Origin of the sequence: Chryseobacterium sp. WLY505, from assembly GCF_030846215.1 — a bacterium.
Taxonomy (GTDB): domain Bacteria; phylum Bacteroidota; class Bacteroidia; order Flavobacteriales; family Weeksellaceae; genus Chryseobacterium.
Genome location: NZ_JAVCWI010000009.1, coordinates 26150 through 44967 on the forward strand (window position 1 = coordinate 26150; position 18818 = coordinate 44967).

The window sequence follows — 18818 nt, forward strand, 5'->3', positions numbered from 1 at the left end:
ATTTAAAAAATTAAAATTTCCACCACTTTTTCTTCAGGATTTTCTCTTCTTCTTTACTTTCTGCCTGTCCATTTCTTTTATTAAATGAAAAAGCCAGTCTCTGATAAGGTACTCTGATATCGAAATACAGCTGTGTTCCGTCATCCAGTGTGAGTGCATCCATAATTCGATCTCCATCTTTGATCAGACTTTGTGATACATCCTGTTTATTGAAGTGATGCCTGATCAGATCTCTTTCATCGGAAATTCTTGTGATCATATAAGGAGAATCTTTGGTTCCGTCTCCAGTTTTTTCAAGGCATTCAAAAATAAGCTGTGCTATGGTCATTTCAATATTCCTTCCTTTGTCGTCCCCCAATTCTTTGTAAGCAAAATATTTACAGATATGCGCTCTGGGACTCAGTAGAATGTTGACATTAACATATTGTATAACCTCTTCAAATTTTCCTTCATTTAATAAATCCTGCATGTTTTCAATATCTTCCGAATAGGGATCATATTGCGGATTATGAATCACCAGTTCACGGCATTTCAGGAATGTTTCTTTTGTAGGGTCAGTTAAAAATTCAAATACTTTCTCATATGCTTTCATTGTGGTCTTCGGTTATAGTTTTTAGTTCCCGCCAGAATGCCTCTTTGTGCATTCCGAATTCGGCTATTAGTATTTTATTGATAAACGGAATTTCCGCCAGTTTATAATCTCTTTTTTCAACAATTCTTTCCAGGTAGAGTTTTCTGTACGTGTTGTCATTCAGTTCTTCCTGCCAGTTCACATTCCTCAAGTCAAGATCGTATCCTATTCCGGAATAGTGAAACTGCATCAGAATATTTTCCAGCATAGCAATCAGTGGATCTTCAGGATCAATTGTATGTAATGCAACGATGACCTGTGGTAAAAATCTCAGTGATAAGTCAGCAGATAAGATAGAAGGAATATCCCGGATTCCTTTGAATCCGGGAACAAGATTTTCAATATTTTTTTCTGTATTTTCTCTGATGAGGTAGAGTTGTGCGCTATGGTAGAGCACTTTGGCAGCCCAAACAGCAGTTTCTTTGCTGCAAGTAAATTGATCAGACAAAAACTCAAGTCGTTCTTTTTCAAATTCTGTTTCAAAATAATCTCCTGCTTCCGCCTCTTCCTGAGGGGAAATTTGCTGTAAGTTTGAAAAAAGAGTAATACATTCTTCCTTACGAAGCAAAAAGATTGTGTCCAAAAACGGTGACTTGGTTTCCATGATCTAACAAAAATAAAATTATTTCGCTGAGAATAAAATTTTTGTGAGGAAGATTCTTGTTAAATATGGAATTAAAGTGTTGGAAAACGCAAAGATGCAAAGGTTATAAGTATTATGCCGTTTTTACGGTGCAAGAAAATCTTACAATCTAAACCTTATAGGTTTTAAAAACCTATAAGGTTTGAAATTACGTATTCATTACTACTAAAGATCGCCTCGGCGCTAAAGCTCCTCGCAATGACTTACTGGGATACGATTTCGATGATATTATTTTCAGGATCAAGAATCACGCTTTCGTAATAGCCATCTCCCGTAGTACGGGGTTCGCCGGCTACTTTATATCCGTCTTTTCTCAATATTTCTGTAAGTTCATCTACTTTTTGTTTGTTATCCACAGAGAATGCAAGATGAATAATTCCATACTGCTGGGATTCATAAGAGTTTTCGCTTTCTTTGATATCCGGTCTGGTCATGATTTCAAGACGGCAGCCATTTTCAAAACTTAAAAAATAGGATTGAAAATTTTTAACAGGATTATGGTATTTTTCATTAGAAACCGCTCCGAAATATTTCTGATAAAATGCTCTGGATTTTTCAAGATCTTTCACCCAGATGGCAATATGTTCGATTTTCATTTTAAGATTTTTACTTCTGCAAAAGTAGCCGGACTGCTTTCACTATACCCGCTCTATTTTATTATTTTGTTGTTCTGTATTTACAAGGTGAGGTTTTGGATTATACAAAGGACTTTATTAAAAATATTATTTAAAGCACTTATTAATAACATCTTATATATTTTATTAATAAGAGGTCGTTTCATTGTTTCCATTTTCGTAATTAGAGAAACAAACTAAAAGTTATTATCTTTGTCGCATTCAAAAAAACATTATGAGTATTCACATCAGTGCAAAAAAAGGAGAAATTGCTAAAGTAGTATTGCAGCCGGGGGATCCGCTTCGTGCACAGTATATTGCTGAAAATTATTTAGAAAATGCTAAACTGGTAAGCAAAACCAGAGGTATTTTTTATTATACAGGACTTTATAAAGGGAAAGAAATCACTGTAGGAGCAAGTGGTATGGGTTTTCCAAGTATCGGAATTTATTCTTTTGAGTTATTTACAGAATATGAAGTAGATACGATCATCAGAATCGGAACTTGTGGTGCTTACAATACAGATCTTCAACTTTTTGATATTTTAAATATTGATAAAGCAGCCAGCGAAAGTACGTACGCTAAATATGCATGGGGAATTGAAGAAGAAATCCTTTCTCACCAGGGGAATATCTTTAACACCATTAATGAAACGGCTAAAGATTTATCTTTGAATGCTAAAGCCATCAATATCCACAGTAGTGATATTTTCTACAGAAAAGATCCTAACACTCCGGAAATTGCTACCAAATATAACTGTCCTGCAGTAGAAATGGAAGCTTTTGGTTTATTTGCCAATGCCCAGCATTTAGGAAAAAATGCAGCAACTATTCTTACGGTAACGGATATTATTCCTACCCACGAAAAAATCTCTGCCGATGAAAGAGAAACAGCTTTGAATCCTATGATGGAACTGGCTTTGGAATCGGCTATAAAAAGTTTGTAAGAACTCAATTCATTATAAAAAAAGAGCTTTACTTCATCAGTAGAGCTCTTTTTTATAGTCTGAAAAAATTTCTGGCAGTTTCTGTAGTCTCATCTGCCACTTCAGAAATGCTGATCTTCTTCAGATGGGCAACGGTTTGTGCTACATAAGGTAAGAATGAAGGTTCATTTCGTCTGTTATGTATTCTCGGCATATTCTTCGGAAGCATAAAAGGGGCGTCTGTTTCAATCATCATCCGGTCAAGAGGTGTATATTTTATAACGTCTTCAAGGTGTTTAAATCTTTTCTCATCACTGATAGCGCCTGTAAATCCTAAATAAAATCCTTTATCCAGATAGGTCTTTGCCTCATTCAAGGTTCCGGTAAAGCAGTGTACAACGGCTTCAGGTAGCTTTGAAAGATAGTTATCTGTGATTTCATTAAACCTTTTAAATGCGGATCTTTCATGAAGAAAAAGGGGTTTATTTGTTTCTACGGCGAGTTCCAGCTGTGCCTGATAACATTTTTCCTGCAGAGATCTCGGGGAGAAATCACGGTCAAAGTCAAGACCGCACTCTCCTACGGAAATCACATGATCCTGCTTTAATAGTTTTCTGAGCTCATCAATACTTTGTTCATTAAAAGATTTGGCATCATGGGGATGAATTCCGGCTGTTGAAAATAAAATTTCGGGATATTCTTCTGCAATTTCCGCCGACTCTCTGCTTCCACGTATACTGGTTCCGGTGAGAATCATATGTTCAACACCCTCGTCCAAAGCGCGGTTAATAATTTCTTCGTGTTCGTTATAGAACTGTTTATTGGTCAGATTAATGCCAATATCAATATAAGTGTTCATATATTTTTTACTTTTTATTCGATGTTAATTTCTGAATATAAAATGGAAACTGGCAGAATTCTGTTAGAAAATTTTTGTTCTGATTGATTCATAGCTTCTGTTTCTTGTCTGCAAAACTAGAAGCATGGTGCGCAATGTTTTTACGCAGTTAAAAAGAAGAAAAGTAAAAAGACAAAATACTTTTAAGATTAAAAAATCTGCATAATCTGCATAATCTGCGAGCGTTTTTATTTTCCCACGGATTTCACAGATGGCGCAGATGTTTGTGGATAACTTATTCGTTGATAAATTTTTCGAGAAAACCGATCAGCTTTGTTCCTCCGTGGCTCCAGCGGATTCCATGGCCTTCTTTTTCCCGAACTTCAAAAACCAACCCATGCTTGTAATGGAAGAAAACATTCCACCAGGTTTTATGATCAAAAATATCATTGATTTTTGCCATTACTTTTTCCTGCTTCTGTTGGTTATTTCCTTTTATTTCTCCCCAGAAATCATCATCCATTCTTCCAATATGCTTTTCCCAGGCTCTTTGTGCAATGGTAATTTCATTGTTGAATGGTTCTTTACAGGCATTGATCAGTATTGCTTTCAATGGCGGAACAGCATTTTCATCACGGATGCTGGCAGAGGTAAGTCTTTGTCCCAAAACATTCAGCCAATGCTCAAAAGGAATTGCTTCCAGAAGTTGAACTTTTACCTCATCTGAATCATTATCATCAAGAATTTTCAAGAATTTTTCAAAGCTTTCCTGTCTGTTGATCTTTATTTCTTCATTAAAATAGGGAAAATCCCAATCTAAGATTCCTTCTTTAAATCTGTGAATATTTTTCTCCAGGTTTTCGAGATGTTCTTTTGCTAAAAGAGCTTTGTATTGATCTTTCCATGGTTCGGAAAACAGGGCAATATAAGGTTCGAACATATTCATATTTTACGTCATTTTGATCAGATTAGCAGGAAGTCGTTCTTCTGTGATCAGGTAGCTGATCAGATTAAACCATTCTTTACAATGATCCAGAATCCAGGCATCTGAGGAAATAACGGTTGCAGAACTTTCTGCCAGGAATTTATCCGGATTGTATTGCAGATCTGCCTCCCAGTTAAGATGATATTCTTCGGCAAATTCCAGAATAATCTGTTTGATTCTTCCACTGTTGGAAACCGGTTTATCAAATATCCATACCAGTTGATCAATCTGATTTTTCCTGTAAAAAGAGGCTACCAATTCGACTGCTCTTAAGGTTTGATTCACTCTTTTATAAGTTCCATGTACACCTGAAAGATCTCGGATGCAGCCATCCAATCCTTCAAAAACATAAGCTTCTGAAAGCAGACTTTCCAGTAAGATAAGAACATTGAACCCATCAAGATATACCGTTTTATCTTTTAAATCTGAAGCATCAACATGCTTTAACTGTCTGTTATGAAGCTGTTGAATAGATGCTGATGCTCCCCGAAGAGCTTGTATCTGGCGGGTTTTCAATCTATATCTGTTACCCACAAGATCTGAAGCCGCTTTTTCCGGATACTCTCTGCTTAACAGGTACTGCATGTCTTCAACAGCCATTTTCAGCTTACTGATCTGTTTTTCTGAGCCAAATAAGGTGTCATCACCTGTATTTTTTCCACGGTTTCTGTTATTCATACTCAAAAATAGAGTTTTTGGTGAATTTTTATGGTAAGAAATTGATTTTAATAGGTAATGCTAAAAACCACCCCGTCAAAAATTCTTTGAATTTTCGCCACCCCTCCAGAGGATGGGAATCGGGTACTTTTGATGCAAATTTTGCCCATAATATTATTTTTCTCATTCTGAATTGGGATCTGTTATGTTTTCTACAACAAAAGAGATATTTCGTACAACATATTGATGTTTATTAGAAATAAGTTTGCAAAGACTTAAAAATACCCTTATGAATACACTGAAAAAATTATGCTACCTGTCTGCTGCTATACTGTTATCAGCATCTTTTGTTTCATGCTCAAATGATGATAATGAAATAAGTATTGAACAACAGACCCCCTCACAGGTATTGTCTTCTACTCCATGGGAAACTACAGGAGCCAGAGATAAAAGTGGAAACAATGTAGCCCTTACTGATGCCAGCGTGGCAGGATATGTAGGTTTTGCTTATTTCAAAGCAGATGGAAAGTTTGCGATTTATAATCTGACTGACGTATTAAGATCCATGGGAACATGGTCTGTAGATGCTCAGGGAAAGACCAGAACTATTGCAGCATTAAACCCGGATGGGACAACTATTTTTACCCGTGATGTTGAAATTCTTGTTTTGAACAAAAATGAGTTCACTTACAGAATTCGTCCTAATTCCAGTGATCAGTCAGTTTATTATGATATCATCCACACAAGAACCACTCATGCAGAGCCAGCCAATGGGCAGCTTACTTTGGCTTCTACTCCATGGGAAACTACTGGTGCTAAGGATAAAAGTGGGAATAATGTTGCGTTAAATGATGCGAGTGTAGCCGGATTTGTGGGATATTCTTACTTCAAAGCCAACGGTACTTTTAAAATTTTCGGTTTAAATGATGTGTTAAGATCCGAAGGAACGTGGTCTATCTCTCCGGATGGAAAGAAGAGAACCCTTACCACTCCTACTTTTACACGCGTTGTCGATATTCTGGTTCTGAACGAAACGACATTTACTTACAGAATTACGCCTGATGCTGGTAACCCATCTGTGTTTTACGATATTATTCATACTAAGGTTAACCATAAGGAGCCTTTGTAGTGATTATTTTTTGATAAGAAGGAAGAAACCTGCTCAATGATGGGCAGGTCTTTATATTTTAAAATTAAAAAGGATGTATTATTGGTAAGTTATTTATCTGTATTCTTCCCACCATTTTTTCCAGATTGTAGTTCCCAGTTGATCCAGATTGACTTTTTCTCCCATCATCGGAAGGGTTATTGGTACCTTATTTTCTTCTGCATGTTTTGAAGCCAACTCTAAAGGTTCGTACCATGTATGCTGAGCCAGCCTGAATTTGGAATGGTGTACCGGGATAAAGTTTTGGGCTTTCAGTTCTTTTATTTCGGTCATCAATTGCTCCGGTAATGTATGGATATAAGGCCACTTTTCGTTATACTGTCCATTTTCCATTACGGCTAAATCAAATGGTCCGTATTTTTCTCCAATTTCTGCAAAATGGTTTCCATAGCCGCTGTCACCTCCTAAAAACAGATTTTTAGTCGGAGTTTTTAAAACAAAAGAAGTCCATAGTGAGATATTGCGGTTCAGCAATCTTCCGGAAAAATGTCTTGCGGGAGTGAGTGTAACCCTGAAGCCTTCTGCAATGTCTATACTTTCCCACCAGTTTTTTTCAATAATGGTATCAAAGCTCCAGCCCCAATATTCAAAATGCTGTCCGGTTCCCAGGCCACAAATAACTTTACCTACTTTATCTTTTAATTCCTGAACGGTTTTATAATCAAGATGATCCCAATGGTCATGGGAGATGAGCAGAAAATCTATATCCGGCATATGTTCCGGTTTGTAATAATCTGCCCCCTGAAAAGCTTTTATAGAACCGGGCATCGGGGATGCATTACCACTGAAAACCGGGTCTATCAGGAATTTCTTTCCGTCAACCTGTATGAAATAGGAGCTGTGTCCGAACCATACCAACACATTTTCATCCGGCTGAAGATTCTTAAGATCAGTCACTACATACGGAAGAGCTGTTTTCGGTGATGTATTTTCTATTTTGCACAGGCTTTTAAGAAGCAATTTGGTCATGCTTTCTCCTTCTAACAGTGCCGGGGTTGTTAATATATTCTGAAATCGTCCGTTGAGATAATTGGGCAGTGTACTGAAATATTCTTTTCTTTTCTCATCGGGAAACTGTCCCAGCTGTTTTTTTAAACTTTTCATTCATTTAATTTTAAATCCAGCCATAGCTTTTAGAGAAATACACTCTATTTTATTGACCGGCAAATCTTACTATAAAATAAATATAAGCATAAGATTTTGAGATGTAAAAATAAAATTTAAAAGGATATGAAATTTAAATTATTCATTAATCAATGACAGATTCTTAAAAAAGCCATTTAAACAATCCGATCATGATGGTTCCTAATACTAAACAGAATAGTATCATTACCGCAAAAATCTTCCCAAATTCTGTCCAAAACTTTTTATGATCAAAAGTAAAATCAACAGGGTTAATATAATAGACCTCGTAAACCAAAGGATTTATACGTAAATCTGGTCGAAAATGCACAATTCCCTGGATATATCTTCTTCGTAATGCTCTCAGATTTCCAATATAAGTACTGTAACCTGCATCCATTCCATTAAAATCAACTTCTGTTACCGAGCCATTATTATTTACTTTCAATATATAAGTTTTGTGCCTTGGACTCACACTCACATCATATTCATCAGAAAAGGAATATTTTTTCAGGTTATTGAACAAAATCTCATCTATCGTGCCATCGGCTCTTTCGTAGTGAATTCCCCTATCATCAACCTCTATCGTTCTGACTATTCTTTTTCTGATTCTCCGCTGGTAAAGAAAAAAACGGTATAAACCGAAAGCAAGCGCCGGATAGTATAGTATGGCTACAATAATAAATATGATTAGTTTATCGCTCATCACAACAGGTAATCCTGCTATGATCATAAACGCTGCCAACAATAAAAGTATTCCAAAAGTCCTGGTTATCCAGGTCATGAACCACCATGTTTTAGATGTTAATGGCAAAAAATCTTTTCTTATATCCTCTTGCATCTGTTCAAGATACGAAAAAATTAAGTAAACTCTGGTAAAAATGGAAGCCGGAAGAGGGAGGCTGGAGGTTACTGTTAGTCTGATAATTACTACGATTTTTCTCTAAAAAGATGATATATTTTTGAGAGTCTCTTTTGTTATGATTTCAATACCTTCCCTCCTCCGGCTTCCGGCTTCCCAACTATAGTACAAAAGAGCCACAGCAGCACCATGACTCTTTTTACCAAATTGAAAATAAGATATAATTATTGAAACTACGAAATCGTATAGGTCTTTTCTGTTGTGGTATTGTAGGTATCGGAAATCACATTGTCTACAAACCTCCATTCTGCAGTAGAACTTCCGGTGGTAAATTTCACATGGAGATAGCCTCTTTTATAAAGATTGGCATAATCCAGATCATCAATCAGTAGTGAAAATGCCTGGGCCAGTTCTATTGCTTTTGTTGGATCTGAAGTAATCCCCAGATATCCTTCCAGGCCAGGAGAAGAAACTGAACTGCAGGCAAGCTCTGTCCCTATAAATTTACCCTGTGCATCGGTTAGTTTTCCCAGCCATGCATTATGGGTATCTCCTGCTAATACCACTACATTTTTGCCTGCAAGAAGGGAATAAAGCTGTTCTCTTTCCATGAAATATCCATCCCATGCATCCAGATTGTAGGGTAAAGTAGTTGTGATTCTTGCAATTTCCTGCGGAGTCAGTGTTGGATCCTGCTGCTGGTGTCTTGTTTTAAGAATAATCAGTTGAGTGATGGTATTCTGAAGAGCCTGCATGGTAGCTGGCTGTGCGCTTCCATGTTGTTTAATTTCTGCCAGAATCTGATTCAACAGCATCAATAACTCTGCTGGAACCATCATTTTAGTCATTAAAATCTGCTGCCCCAATACCTTCCATTTTGCAGTATCGCTGTTGATCTGAGAGTCCAGCCATGCCATTTGCTCATTACCGATCAGTCTTCTGTTAGTACTTAAAAAATCTGTTTTAAACTGTATCTGATTAAAATTTCCTGTGCTATCAATATAATCGGAATATTCCATTTGCTTATCTCTGGCAATCACCCTTGTATCCATCATGTAAAGGGAAACGATATTTCCGAAGTTAAAGCTTCTGTAAATTCTCATATCTTTCCCCGTTTTAAGAGGAATATATTCGCTGTAAGCCTGAAAAGCTGCCATTTTTCTTGCCTGAAAATCTCCTTCGTTAGGCTGATGGTTTTCTGCTCCGGATTTATAGGTATCATTGGCAAATTCATGGTCATCCCAAACACAGATGAACGGTTTTTTCTGATGAAGAAGCTGAAGATTCTTATCTCCTCTGTATTGTCTGTAGCGTTCTCTGTAATCGCTGAGGTTAAGAATTTCTTTCGCCGGCTGATGGGCTCTTCCCAACTGATTGGTGTAAGGGTTTGTCCCGTATTGTCCGGGCGCATATTCATAAATATAATCTCCAAGGTGTACTACAACATCTGCTTCAGATTTTGCAATTGCGCCGTACACATTGAAAAGTCCTGCAGGAAAGTTGGAACAAGATACCACTGCCATTTTCACTTCACTTACAGCATCTGATTTTGAAGGTAAAGTAAGGGTTTCTCCTGTTACGCTGACTTCCTTGGTTTTACCGTTATAAAATCTATAGTAATATTTTGTATTGGAAGAGATATTCTGAACATCTACTGCTACAGTAAAATCGTTGACAACTGTGGCATTTGCCTGCCCTCTTCTTACCACTTCTGAAAAGTTACTGTTCTTACTGATTTCCCACGTAATCTCGGCATCCGTTCCTTTTGAGTACCGGGTCCAGATAATAATTCCTGTTGCGCTGGGATCAAAACTTGCTACCCCGGATTCAAAACCTCCGTTTTTAAGATCATCGGGAGCATTTCCATTTTCAGTAAAATCGTCACTGCAGCTTTCAATGAGAGGAGCGAGAAAAATTCCTCCGGCTGCCAATAGTGAATTTTTAAGAAATCTTCTTCTGTTGAATTGGTGGTTGTTTTCCATCATTACTTTTTTTGCAAAGCAACGGTATCTGGGAAAGAAGCTTGTTAACTGAATCTTAAATGTATTTTATGATTTTTTAAACAAATGTTTAATGTTATGCATAGTAAATTACATTTGCCATATACTGCTGTAATGGGCATAGACAAAAGGAAACCGACAAAGGTTTCCTTTTGTCTGAAAGTTTCACAGGAGAAACTTTATTTTCATCAAATATATGATTTAAGGTCTCTAATTTTTCTTTTATTCTCCCAATTCCAGCTGGTTTCTGACCAAATTAAAATATTCTCCTTTTTTAGATACTAATTCCTGATGGTTACCTTGCTCTACAACTTCACCCTTTTTCAAAACGATAATATTGTCTGCACTCTTTACGGTGGATAAACGGTGTGCAATGATAACTACGGTTCTTCCTTTGAAAAACTCCTGCAAATTGTCGTGTATAATTTTTTCATTTTCCGCATCCAGTGCAGAAGTAGCTTCGTCAAAGAAAATAAAATCAGGATTTTTATATACGGCTCTGGCAATGAGAATACGTTGTTTCTGCCCGCCACTTAAATCATCGCCTGCTGCACCTATCTTGGTATTAAAACCCAGAGGAAGGCTTTGAATCATTTCGTAGATATTGGCAAGTTTGCATGCACTGATCAATAGTTCTTCATCTACATCTCCCTGCATTGCAATGTTCTCCTGTATTGTTCCGCTGAAAATGTAAGAATCCTGAAGCACAACGCCACAATTGTCCCGCCACCAATCATGATTTATACGAAACAGCTCTTCATTTCCTATTTTTAATTCTCCGTCTGAAGAGGGATAAAAGCCCAGCAACAGTTTAGATAAAGTGGTCTTTCCGCTACCACTTTCCCCAACGATTGCTACTACTTTCCCATTAGGAATTTGAAAATTAATATTTTTTAAAACATAGGGCTGATGTCCTCCGGGATATTTGAACCACAAATTATTTAAGCTGATATCCTGACGCAGAAGGGTATGATTTCCGTCTTTTAAATTTATATTTTCGTCAGTTTGCTGCAGTATTTCCTGCACTCTTTTATACACCAAACTTGAATCCTGAAATGAGCGAAAAAAAGCTACCAGGTTTTCTATGGGAGCTGATGCAATACCTATTATATAGCCTATACTCAGCATCTCTCCAACAGTCATTTTCCCAAGTGACACCCAATAAACACACAAGAAAGTAGTTGAAAATATAAATAATTGCTTAATTATACTGGTAACATTTGTCTGGTAAATATCCAGAGTAAGACTTTTTACTTTAGTCTTGTATATTTTTTTCTGAAGCTCCTCCCACTTTGATATTTTAGAAATGTGAGCATTACTGATTTTAACAGAAACCATTCCGGTAATCATCTCTACAAGATGATTTTTATTTTCTGAATTGAGTTTAAAGGCATAATAATCTATAATTCTCCTCTTATTATTGAACAGGTAAATCCAAACGGTGGAAAAAACAGCGAGCCCAATAAATCCCAATGCGATATAATGATTGTATAGTAAAAGCCTTATAACCAATACAACCAGTAAAAATACTGATAAAACGTTAGACAGCAGCTGCCGGGTCAGTAACTGTTCTATTTTGACCTGTTCTTCTATTTTTTGTAACAAATCTGTATATAATCTGTTTTCAAAAAAAGATATAGGAAGCCTGACCGTCTTTTGCAGCAGATCATTCAACATTTTGATACTTACCTGCGAGCTGAAATGTACACCCACAAAGTTCTGAAGAATAGTGATGAGTATTTGTCCGCCATATAAAAGCATTTGAAAGCCAAAGATTCCAACAATAATTTTTCCTTCTTTTGACTTCATGCCTTCATCAAACATTTTTTGGATCAGCTGAGGAAAAATATACGAAATAACGGAACTGATTGTGATTAAAAAAATCAAGAAACCTATTTTGAAGTTTTGTTTTTCTAACACAGAATGAATATAGCTTTTAAAGATCTTTAAATCTTTTTGTTCAAACGGAGGTTGAAATTCAACAAATTCTTCTGTTGGAATCAATTGTAATCCTATTCCTTCCTGATCAGATGAAGAGATCCAAAGTTTAGTAAACTGCTCTTTTTTAAGTCTTAATCTTCCGTATTTGGGGTCTGAAATATAATAAAAATCATTTTTGATCTTATAAAGTACAACAAAATGTTCCTGCTCCCAATGTAAGATGCATGGCAGATGCACATCTTCGTTCAGCGTAGATAAATCTACCTTAAAAGGAGTGGTATGGAAATAAAGTTTTCTCCCGGCATCATTAATATCTGCCAAAGTAACACCGGAACGCGTTACTTCGGTAAGATTTCTCAGAAATACCAGATCGCAGTTTTTGCCATAGTATTTTAAAATAATCTTCAGGCAAACCGGACCGCAATCCATCTGTTCTATTTGGGAATAAAAGGGAAATTTGTTGAACACAATAATAAGTTAAATTGTTATGCCTAGTGTTTTTAGCTTTTTAGTAAATTCTTCATCATTTACCAACTGCTCGTTATTGGATATTTTATCTAAATAATTTTCAATTATAATTTTCACTAATTTCTGAGGAGAACTTTTAATATGAGAAAAATTTTCGTTCAGATACTCTAAAAAGTCTTCATCATCAATTTTATCAATGCAGCACATGGCAGCCAGTAAATTTTCCTGATCTCCGGAATATTCATTTGATTTTACAAGCGAATGAAATATTTGCTGAAATATCCTTGCTGTTTTTTGATCATCCTGTATTGATTTCTGAATTGCAACATAAGAATTGTTAATGATATGCTTTAGCATTCCCTGCTTATCAATCAATGGCAAATCTTCAGCAATTTTTTGATAATGGGTATTTTCATGTTTGTTAAACATGAAAAAAGCAATGATTTTCAAAACTTCTTCCTTATAACGCTCCTGATCTTTTACGCGTGCATAAATTCTGATTTTATTGAGTGACTGCTCGCCAATAATGATAGCAAAATAAGGAAACGTTTTACTTTGAATTAAAGCACTTTCAATAGCCCTGTTAATATTTTCTTCTGCCAGTTCAAAATCATTTTCTACATAATTTTTATAAGCAAGCAAAGCATAATCTAAACTAATCATCCCATGTTCTATAGGATCGATGAAGTAACTCTGCAGATTCTGCATTTTTAAATAATGGTAGTTTCCTAAAGTAGCATTCCCCACACGAAAAGCAGAGAGTGATTTTTCAGACAGGTTCATATAGTAAAACAACCCAGCCTGGATATCTTCCGGAATATCTTTTCTAAATTCCTCAATCAGATTTTCGAAAATATGTCTTGGCTTTTTCACCTCATATTCCCGGAATTCTACTGTTTTTATTTTGTCTAGAATTATTGTTTCCATACATTATTTGTTAAGAAAGCACAGCCTGTTCATTAATATATCTCTGAAGAAGAATTCTATCATCAATATTAAATTTGAAGGAAGGACACGCAGGAATATTATCGTACCAGTTTTTCGGACATGCTCCACCGCATAAAGGAAGAAATTTACAGCTCTTGCACCATGAGTTATTATCTGGAATTTCATTAAACCAGTTTCTCATTACAATATTTTTACTGTCAACGTCTTTATCTTTCACGATATTACCTGCGTAGAACTCAGAGTTGTCATATTTTGGAGTGTACGGAATTTCCCAGCATGTAGAGACATTTCCGAAAGCATCAAATACTTCTGAAGTCTGGCTCACTACCATACATGGCTTTGTAACCCTTTCAGGAATGATCTGGGTTTTAAACTTTGCTTTTGATTGTAAAAGTTTCATATAAACTTCTATTTCAAGCTCTGCAAATTCTTCTTTTGAAACTCCTTTGATGGTTGCCTTATTATCACCCCAGTCGTGAATTGGTGCCAGGTAGAAACTTACATGTTCCAAAATACCTTCAGCTTCTAAATAATCAATAAAGTCTATTACATTGTAGCTGTTTTCTTTATCTACATTACATCTAATATTGAAGCTGGCTTCTTTTTGATACAATTCAGAATTGACAATTTCTTTTATATTCTTAATAATGATATCAAAACTGTTTGAACCGTTTTTCAGATATCTTCTCTTATCATGGAATTCCTGAGTTCCATCCACAGTGATCTGATATTCTGTAATTCTGTAGTTTTTTACCAGTTTCTCAAAAAGTGAGTATTTAAGACTTAAAGCATTGGTGATAATTCTGGAAGAATATTTTAAGTTTTTTTCTTCACACAAACTGATCAAACGGGTTGACAAATTAGAAATTGCTGATAAGCCTGTTAAAGGTTCCCCTCCGTACCAGGTAATGCTTAAATGTTCAAGATCACCCGATAAGTCCTCCATTTTATTAATGATTCTATCATAAGTAAGATCTAAAACTTCTTTAGACATACTTTTGTTGGTATGGAGCTGTCCACAATAGTGACATCCCAGCTGGCAGTTTCCGGATGGCTGAATCACATAAGAAAGTGTTTTAAGATCCTGATGATCTACAGACATGATATTGTCTGAAAGGATTTCTCTTAATTCATCTTCAAACTCAGGTACGTAAAATTCATTTTTTATAAGGTTGATAAAAATTTCTTCAGGAATTTCTGTGGTTTCAAGATTACATATTTTTTCGTATAATCCTTTTTTCACTTCAATAGATGTTCCGGAACGGGTAGAAAAAAGAATGATGTGATCATCTAAAATCTCTTCGTTTTCTATGGTATGGATATATCTTGATAATTTGTATTTCATAATTATTTTTTTTTAACATTAAATAGAGTAGCACGAATGCTACTCTACTTTTTACTTTAGTTGTAACTCCAACAGTCGTTACCACTGCAAGTTTGTGTACCTCCGAATCCCCAGCAGTCATTCTGGCTTGTGCAGGTTGCCGCTAATTCTAAAGGTAACTTACCTCCCTTGATTGTCTTTACTGAATTTTCGCTCATTCCCTGTAGCTTGTTTTCAGTGATTTTTTTAGACAATTCAAACAATTTTTTGTTTTTCATAACAATAAATCTTAGGTTAATTTTTTTTCTTGTAAAGTTTTAATTCCACACAAGACCCTGCAGAACGTAATTGATGGAATCAGAGTTTAGTTATAACTCCAGCAGCTGTTACCACTGCAAGTAGCTGTACCTCCAAATCCCCAGCAGCTGTTCTGGCTTGTGCAGTCTGCAGCTAGTTCTAGAGGCAGTTTACCTCCTTTGATTGTCTTTACTGAATTTTCGCTCATTCCCTGTAGCTTGTTTTCAGTGATTTTTTTAGACAATTCAAACAATTTTTTGTTTTTCATTACAATAAATTTTCATGGTTATCATTTCCCTGAACAGTTTTAATTCCACACAGGGCTATACAGAACACAAATTTCTTTATGAAAAGATCCAGCAATTAGGATCTGTGTGCAGATCCGGCCTGCACCCACTACAGGTACATTGGCTACAATGGTAAGCGAATAAGCCACCGGTAATAAATACCAGGCCTTCTTTCTGCAGTTTTTTCATTTTGACATTTGTGATTTTTTTAGAAATCGTTTCAAGCTTTTTGTTTTTCATAGAAATAAGTTTTTTATGTTTATTACGAGTCTTACCTCTATAAAAATTACTCAAGCTTAATAGATTATGATTTTAAAGAACTAATTTTCTTTTGTCATAAAATACCAGCACTCATTCTTGGAACAATCGCCAGCAGTACCTCCATATCCCCAGCATTCGTTCTCACGGCCGCATTCATTGGGTAATAATTCGAGAGATATGTTTCCCCCGGTAATAGTTCTTATTGAGTTGGCATCAGCTCCTAATAACTTGTTTTGCGTTATTTTTTTGGATAATTCATGTAATTTTTTATTCTTCATCCTGATAAGTTTCATGGTTAATAGTTTTTCCTGAAAAGTTCTGGCTTCAGAGAAGGCTCAATAAAAATCTTTATGAAAAGCTCCAGCAATCATTCGACGAGCAAACAAACGGACCACAGTAGGAATTACAATCAGGATGTCCGTAACAATCTCCAGTAATATTCTTTCCTGCATAGATTGTTAAAACTTCATGTTTTTCTAATTTTTTGATCTTACCAAGGGTTACCTTTTTGGATAACTCCACAAGTTTTTTGTTTTTCATGGTTATTAGTTTTTATTCTTAGTGTATTAGTTTTGTAGTAAAAAAAAGGATTATAGCCGCGGATTTTCGTTTTGAGTTCTACCCTTGTCTATATCGCCGGTATTCACCTTTTTTACTTTGTTGTTTCCAAATGTTTTGGATATGCTGAGTGATATGGATCTTAAATTGGATTGTGAAAGCGTTTCAATATATCCGTCATTATTATATTGCGTATTGCGGGAATTGGAAAGATTCAACAGATCTTTAACTGAAAGCTTGAATTTAAAATCTTTATAATTCTTTGAAATCTCAATCTGATTATTGATAAAATATCCATTCCTCTTATTAACCAGTGTATATGGAGAGGTGTAACCGAAGTTGTAGCTTATGTTCCATCCTTTATTCCATAGGTTGTTTCCACTAATCGTGACGGAAGAGTTATTATACCATGAACTCGGATGAACATCATAGATATCTGCATTATTGATATAATACATTCCTGTAGACAGATTGAACATCCATTTGTTTTCAAACAGTGGTTTGTTATAGTTCAATCCTACATAAAGACGTTTTACATTTCCTTCAAAGTTTTTGGGTCTTGTAATAGAAACATTATCTACGACCTCTGTATAAGGAAGAATAGGATTTTTTACAATTCCGAAATTACTTACAAACACCCAAGTTCTTTTGATGCTGTAGCTGGCATTAAACAAATACATCTTTGCCACATTCAGATCCGGGTTTCCTGTTTCCCACCAGGTTTCATTATTTTTATAAATAAATGGATTCAAATCATCTACATAAGGTCTCCATAATGCGGTTCTGTATCCAAGTGAAACTCTGTTATTTTTATTGATGGTATAGGACAAGTTGATGCTGGGTACAATATTATTGTAACTTCTGGAGAAATTCTCGCTAACTGTATTTTGTTTTGCGTTGATGTTTGTATTTTCATAACGCAGCCCCAGGTTTACATCCAACACCGAAAACAGTTTTTTCTTAACGTTGGTATATAACGCGTTGATATTTTCATGATACGTGAAATTATTAGAAAATATGGAGTTCAATGTACCGTCTGCATTGTAGTAAGCATAGGGGTTATCTGTAGAAAGCCAATTAAGCTTCCCTCCTGCTTCGAAACTAAGTTTTAATTTTTCAAAGGTCTTGGAGTAATCTACTCTTACCGTATAATTGTCCTTCTGATAATCGTTATATATTACATTAGAATATGGATTTGTCAAATTGAAAAACTCTGTCGTATTGTCTCTGTGATGAGTATAATAATCAAAGTTGATATCAAGTCTTTTGGATTTTTTATCATCATTAAAGCTGTAATAAACATTTCCTCCGAAAAGATTCAGCTTATCATTTTGTGTATTTACCGTTCTGTTTTCAAAAATTCCTCCTGTAGTATCATAATAGATATTCCTGTTTTCAAGGGAAGATTCCGGCGTTTTGTGGTAATATTCCAGAATACCGCCTATGCTGCTTTTCTCATTAAGCTCATAATCAAAACCTGTATTGCCTCCAAAATTGGTTTCCTTCATCAGTGTATTTCCTATAATCTGATTTCTGCTGGATTTTGAGCTGTAATTATCAATGCTGTTTCTTTGCAGGTCATTATTATTTTCAAAAAACAACATGGTATTATTTGAAAATCTGTTTTTATGATAATTTAAAGCAATATTTGCCTGCTGGCTGTTTTTTCTGTTTTGTTTATCTGTAATGGTAAAACTTCCTTTCAGTCCATCTGTTTCCAGTTTCTTCAGCTTCAGATTAATAATCATGGCATCCTCCAAATCATATTTTGAGGAAGGATTGGTAATCAGCTCTATCTTTACAAGATTAGAAGCCGGCATAGCATTAAGATATTGTATTAAATCTTTTCCTTTTAGAATTGATTTTCTGTCATTGATATAAACAGAGGCGTTCGTTCCCAAAAGAGTTATTTTATTATCATCTACTTTTAACAATGGTGTTTGAGAAAGAACTTCAGATATGTGATTCCCTACAACTAAGTCACTGTTTTCAACATTAAAAACAAAGCGGTCATCTTTTTGCTCAAAAAAAGGTTTCTTTCCGCTAACTTTTATTTCTGCGATCTGTTTTTCGATGACTTTATTAATAGAGTCTTTCTTTTCCTGCGAGAAGGCAAACAAAGGCAGCAGAACACTCACACATATTAATATTTTCCTCATGGATATTTAAATATTTCTAATGCAAACATCATAATTTTAGAAAAAATCTGCAAGATTAATAACCCTAGATTGATAAATCCCGGCATATCCGGATACTAAAATTTATAAATTCACGATATTCAGCAGGAAA

Annotated in this window: 19 protein-coding genes; 2 read left to right on the forward strand and 17 right to left on the reverse strand. The window is 35.4% G+C overall.

The genetic code is table 11. The features are described from left to right. Nucleotides 1-10: 10 nt before the first annotated feature. From RAH34_RS17195 to RAH34_RS17205, 3 genes are all read right to left on the reverse strand, one after another. Nucleotides 11-592, reverse strand: coding sequence for a DUF4919 domain-containing protein (locus RAH34_RS17195; RefSeq protein WP_306596926.1), 582 nt, complete (start codon nt 590-592; stop codon nt 11-13). Beyond that, complete coding sequence (locus RAH34_RS17200) at nt 579-1214, reverse strand: hypothetical protein (protein WP_306596927.1); 636 nt, start codon at nt 1212-1214, stop codon at nt 579-581. Before RAH34_RS17200 ends, RAH34_RS17195 begins: the two co-directional genes overlap by 14 nt. Nucleotides 1215-1477: 263 nt before the next feature. Then, nucleotides 1478-1870, reverse strand: coding sequence for a VOC family protein (locus RAH34_RS17205; protein ID WP_114820883.1), 393 nt, complete (start codon nt 1868-1870; stop codon nt 1478-1480). A gap of 253 nt (nt 1871-2123) precedes the next feature. Here RAH34_RS17205 and deoD point away from each other — a divergent pair, with 253 nt between their 5' ends. Continuing rightward, nucleotides 2124-2834 (forward strand): purine-nucleoside phosphorylase, encoded by a 711-nt coding sequence (deoD, locus tag RAH34_RS17210; protein ID WP_306596928.1) that lies wholly within the window; start codon nt 2124-2126, stop codon nt 2832-2834. Nucleotides 2835-2886: 52 nt separating this feature from the next. On the opposite strand, the gene RAH34_RS17215 is transcribed toward deoD, so the two are convergent. The 3 genes from RAH34_RS17215 to RAH34_RS17225 all read right to left on the reverse strand — a co-directional run bounded on the left by RAH34_RS17215 (nt 2887) and on the right by RAH34_RS17225 (nt 5314). Next, nucleotides 2887-3672 carry a TatD family hydrolase gene (locus RAH34_RS17215; RefSeq protein WP_306596929.1) on the reverse strand — a complete coding sequence of 262 codons (786 nt, stop codon included), beginning with the start codon at nt 3670-3672 and terminating at the stop codon, nt 2887-2889. 274 nt (nt 3673-3946) lie between these two features. After that, the gene (locus RAH34_RS17220) at nt 3947-4597 is read right to left on the reverse strand and encodes a hypothetical protein (protein WP_306596930.1); all 651 of its coding nucleotides are present in this window, start codon (nt 4595-4597) and stop codon (nt 3947-3949) included. Between the two features lie 3 nt (nt 4598-4600). Then, the gene (locus RAH34_RS17225) at nt 4601-5314 is read right to left on the reverse strand and encodes a DUF434 domain-containing protein (RefSeq protein WP_306596931.1); all 714 of its coding nucleotides are present in this window, start codon (nt 5312-5314) and stop codon (nt 4601-4603) included. Nucleotides 5315-5582: 268 nt separating this feature from the next. On the opposite strand from RAH34_RS17225, the gene RAH34_RS17230 reads away from it, so the two are divergent. Continuing rightward, the gene (locus RAH34_RS17230) at nt 5583-6422 is read left to right on the forward strand and encodes a DUF4822 domain-containing protein (RefSeq protein WP_306596932.1); all 840 of its coding nucleotides are present in this window, start codon (nt 5583-5585) and stop codon (nt 6420-6422) included. Nucleotides 6423-6515: 93 nt separating this feature from the next. Here RAH34_RS17230 and RAH34_RS17235 read toward each other — a convergent pair whose 3' ends face one another. The 11 genes from RAH34_RS17235 to RAH34_RS17285 form a co-directional block, all read right to left on the reverse strand. Continuing rightward, entirely contained in the window at nt 6516-7565 is a 1050-nt protein-coding gene (locus RAH34_RS17235) for an MBL fold metallo-hydrolase (protein ID WP_114820887.1), read from the reverse strand. Nucleotides 7566-7728: 163 nt separating this feature from the next. After that, a complete protein-coding gene (locus RAH34_RS17240) occupies nt 7729-8367 on the reverse strand; it encodes a hypothetical protein (protein ID WP_306596933.1) in 639 nt (212 codons plus the stop codon). Between the two features lie 311 nt (nt 8368-8678). Then, nucleotides 8679-10430: an alkaline phosphatase gene (locus RAH34_RS17245; protein ID WP_373427993.1), complete on the reverse strand. Its 1752-nt coding sequence runs from the start codon at nt 10428-10430 to the stop codon at nt 8679-8681. A 237-nt stretch (nt 10431-10667) separates the two neighbouring features. Beyond that, nucleotides 10668-12854, reverse strand: a complete 2187-nt coding sequence (locus RAH34_RS17250; RefSeq protein WP_306596935.1) for a peptidase domain-containing ABC transporter — start codon at nt 12852-12854, stop codon at nt 10668-10670. 9 nt (nt 12855-12863) lie between these two features. Beyond that, nucleotides 12864-13781, reverse strand: coding sequence for a hypothetical protein (locus tag RAH34_RS17255; protein ID WP_114820891.1), 918 nt, complete (start codon nt 13779-13781; stop codon nt 12864-12866). Between the two features lie 10 nt (nt 13782-13791). After that, nucleotides 13792-15147 (reverse strand): radical SAM/SPASM domain-containing protein, encoded by a 1356-nt coding sequence (locus RAH34_RS17260; protein ID WP_114820892.1) that lies wholly within the window; start codon nt 15145-15147, stop codon nt 13792-13794. 56 nt (nt 15148-15203) lie between these two features. Beyond that, entirely contained in the window at nt 15204-15344 is a 141-nt protein-coding gene (locus RAH34_RS17265; protein WP_306596936.1) for a hypothetical protein, read from the reverse strand. Between the two features lie 146 nt (nt 15345-15490). Further along, nucleotides 15491-15691, reverse strand: coding sequence for an ecotin (locus tag RAH34_RS17270; RefSeq protein WP_114820894.1), 201 nt, complete (start codon nt 15689-15691; stop codon nt 15491-15493). Between the two features lie 339 nt (nt 15692-16030). Beyond that, entirely contained in the window at nt 16031-16264 is a 234-nt protein-coding gene (locus tag RAH34_RS17275; protein ID WP_306596937.1) for an ecotin, read from the reverse strand. A 55-nt stretch (nt 16265-16319) separates the two neighbouring features. Next, nucleotides 16320-16511: an ecotin gene (locus RAH34_RS17280; protein WP_162800910.1), complete on the reverse strand. Its 192-nt coding sequence runs from the start codon at nt 16509-16511 to the stop codon at nt 16320-16322. A gap of 50 nt (nt 16512-16561) precedes the next feature. Continuing rightward, a complete protein-coding gene (locus tag RAH34_RS17285; protein ID WP_306596938.1) occupies nt 16562-18688 on the reverse strand; it encodes an outer membrane beta-barrel family protein in 2127 nt (708 codons plus the stop codon). Nucleotides 18689-18818: the final 130 nt, after the last annotated feature.

Excerpts from the sequence above, each read along its gene's own strand:
- RAH34_RS17195 (WP_306596926.1), bottom strand. The coding sequence starts at position 592 with ATGAAAGCATATGAGAAAGTATTTGAATTTTTAACTGACCCTACAAAA.
- RAH34_RS17205 (WP_114820883.1), bottom strand. The coding sequence starts at position 1,870 with ATGAAAATCGAACATATTGCCATCTGGGTGAAAGATCTTGAAAAATCC.
- deoD (WP_306596928.1), top strand. The coding sequence starts at position 2,124 with ATGAGTATTCACATCAGTGCAAAAAAAGGAGAAATTGCTAAAGTAGTA.
- RAH34_RS17215 (WP_306596929.1), bottom strand. The coding sequence starts at position 3,672 with ATGAACACTTATATTGATATTGGCATTAATCTGACCAATAAACAGTTC.
- RAH34_RS17220 (WP_306596930.1), bottom strand. The coding sequence starts at position 4,597 with ATGAATATGTTCGAACCTTATATTGCCCTGTTTTCCGAACCATGGAAA.
- RAH34_RS17225 (WP_306596931.1), bottom strand. The coding sequence starts at position 5,314 with ATGAATAACAGAAACCGTGGAAAAAATACAGGTGATGACACCTTATTT.
- RAH34_RS17230 (WP_306596932.1), top strand. The coding sequence starts at position 5,583 with ATGAATACACTGAAAAAATTATGCTACCTGTCTGCTGCTATACTGTTA.
- RAH34_RS17235 (WP_114820887.1), bottom strand. The coding sequence starts at position 7,565 with ATGAAAAGTTTAAAAAAACAGCTGGGACAGTTTCCCGATGAGAAAAGA.
- RAH34_RS17240 (WP_306596933.1), bottom strand. The coding sequence starts at position 8,367 with ATGACCTGGATAACCAGGACTTTTGGAATACTTTTATTGTTGGCAGCG.
- RAH34_RS17245 (WP_373427993.1), bottom strand. The coding sequence starts at position 10,430 with ATGATGGAAAACAACCACCAATTCAACAGAAGAAGATTTCTTAAAAAT.
- RAH34_RS17255 (WP_114820891.1), bottom strand. The coding sequence starts at position 13,781 with ATGGAAACAATAATTCTAGACAAAATAAAAACAGTAGAATTCCGGGAA.
- RAH34_RS17260 (WP_114820892.1), bottom strand. The coding sequence starts at position 15,147 with ATGAAATACAAATTATCAAGATATATCCATACCATAGAAAACGAAGAG.
- RAH34_RS17265 (WP_306596936.1), bottom strand. The coding sequence starts at position 15,344 with ATGAGCGAAAATTCAGTAAAGACAATCAAGGGAGGTAAGTTACCTTTA.
- RAH34_RS17270 (WP_114820894.1), bottom strand. The coding sequence starts at position 15,691 with ATGAAAAACAAAAAATTGTTTGAATTGTCTAAAAAAATCACTGAAAAC.
- RAH34_RS17275 (WP_306596937.1), bottom strand. The coding sequence starts at position 16,264 with ATGAAACTTATCAGGATGAAGAATAAAAAATTACATGAATTATCCAAA.
- RAH34_RS17280 (WP_162800910.1), bottom strand. The coding sequence starts at position 16,511 with ATGAAAAACAAAAAACTTGTGGAGTTATCCAAAAAGGTAACCCTTGGT.
- RAH34_RS17285 (WP_306596938.1), bottom strand. The coding sequence starts at position 18,688 with ATGAGGAAAATATTAATATGTGTGAGTGTTCTGCTGCCTTTGTTTGCC.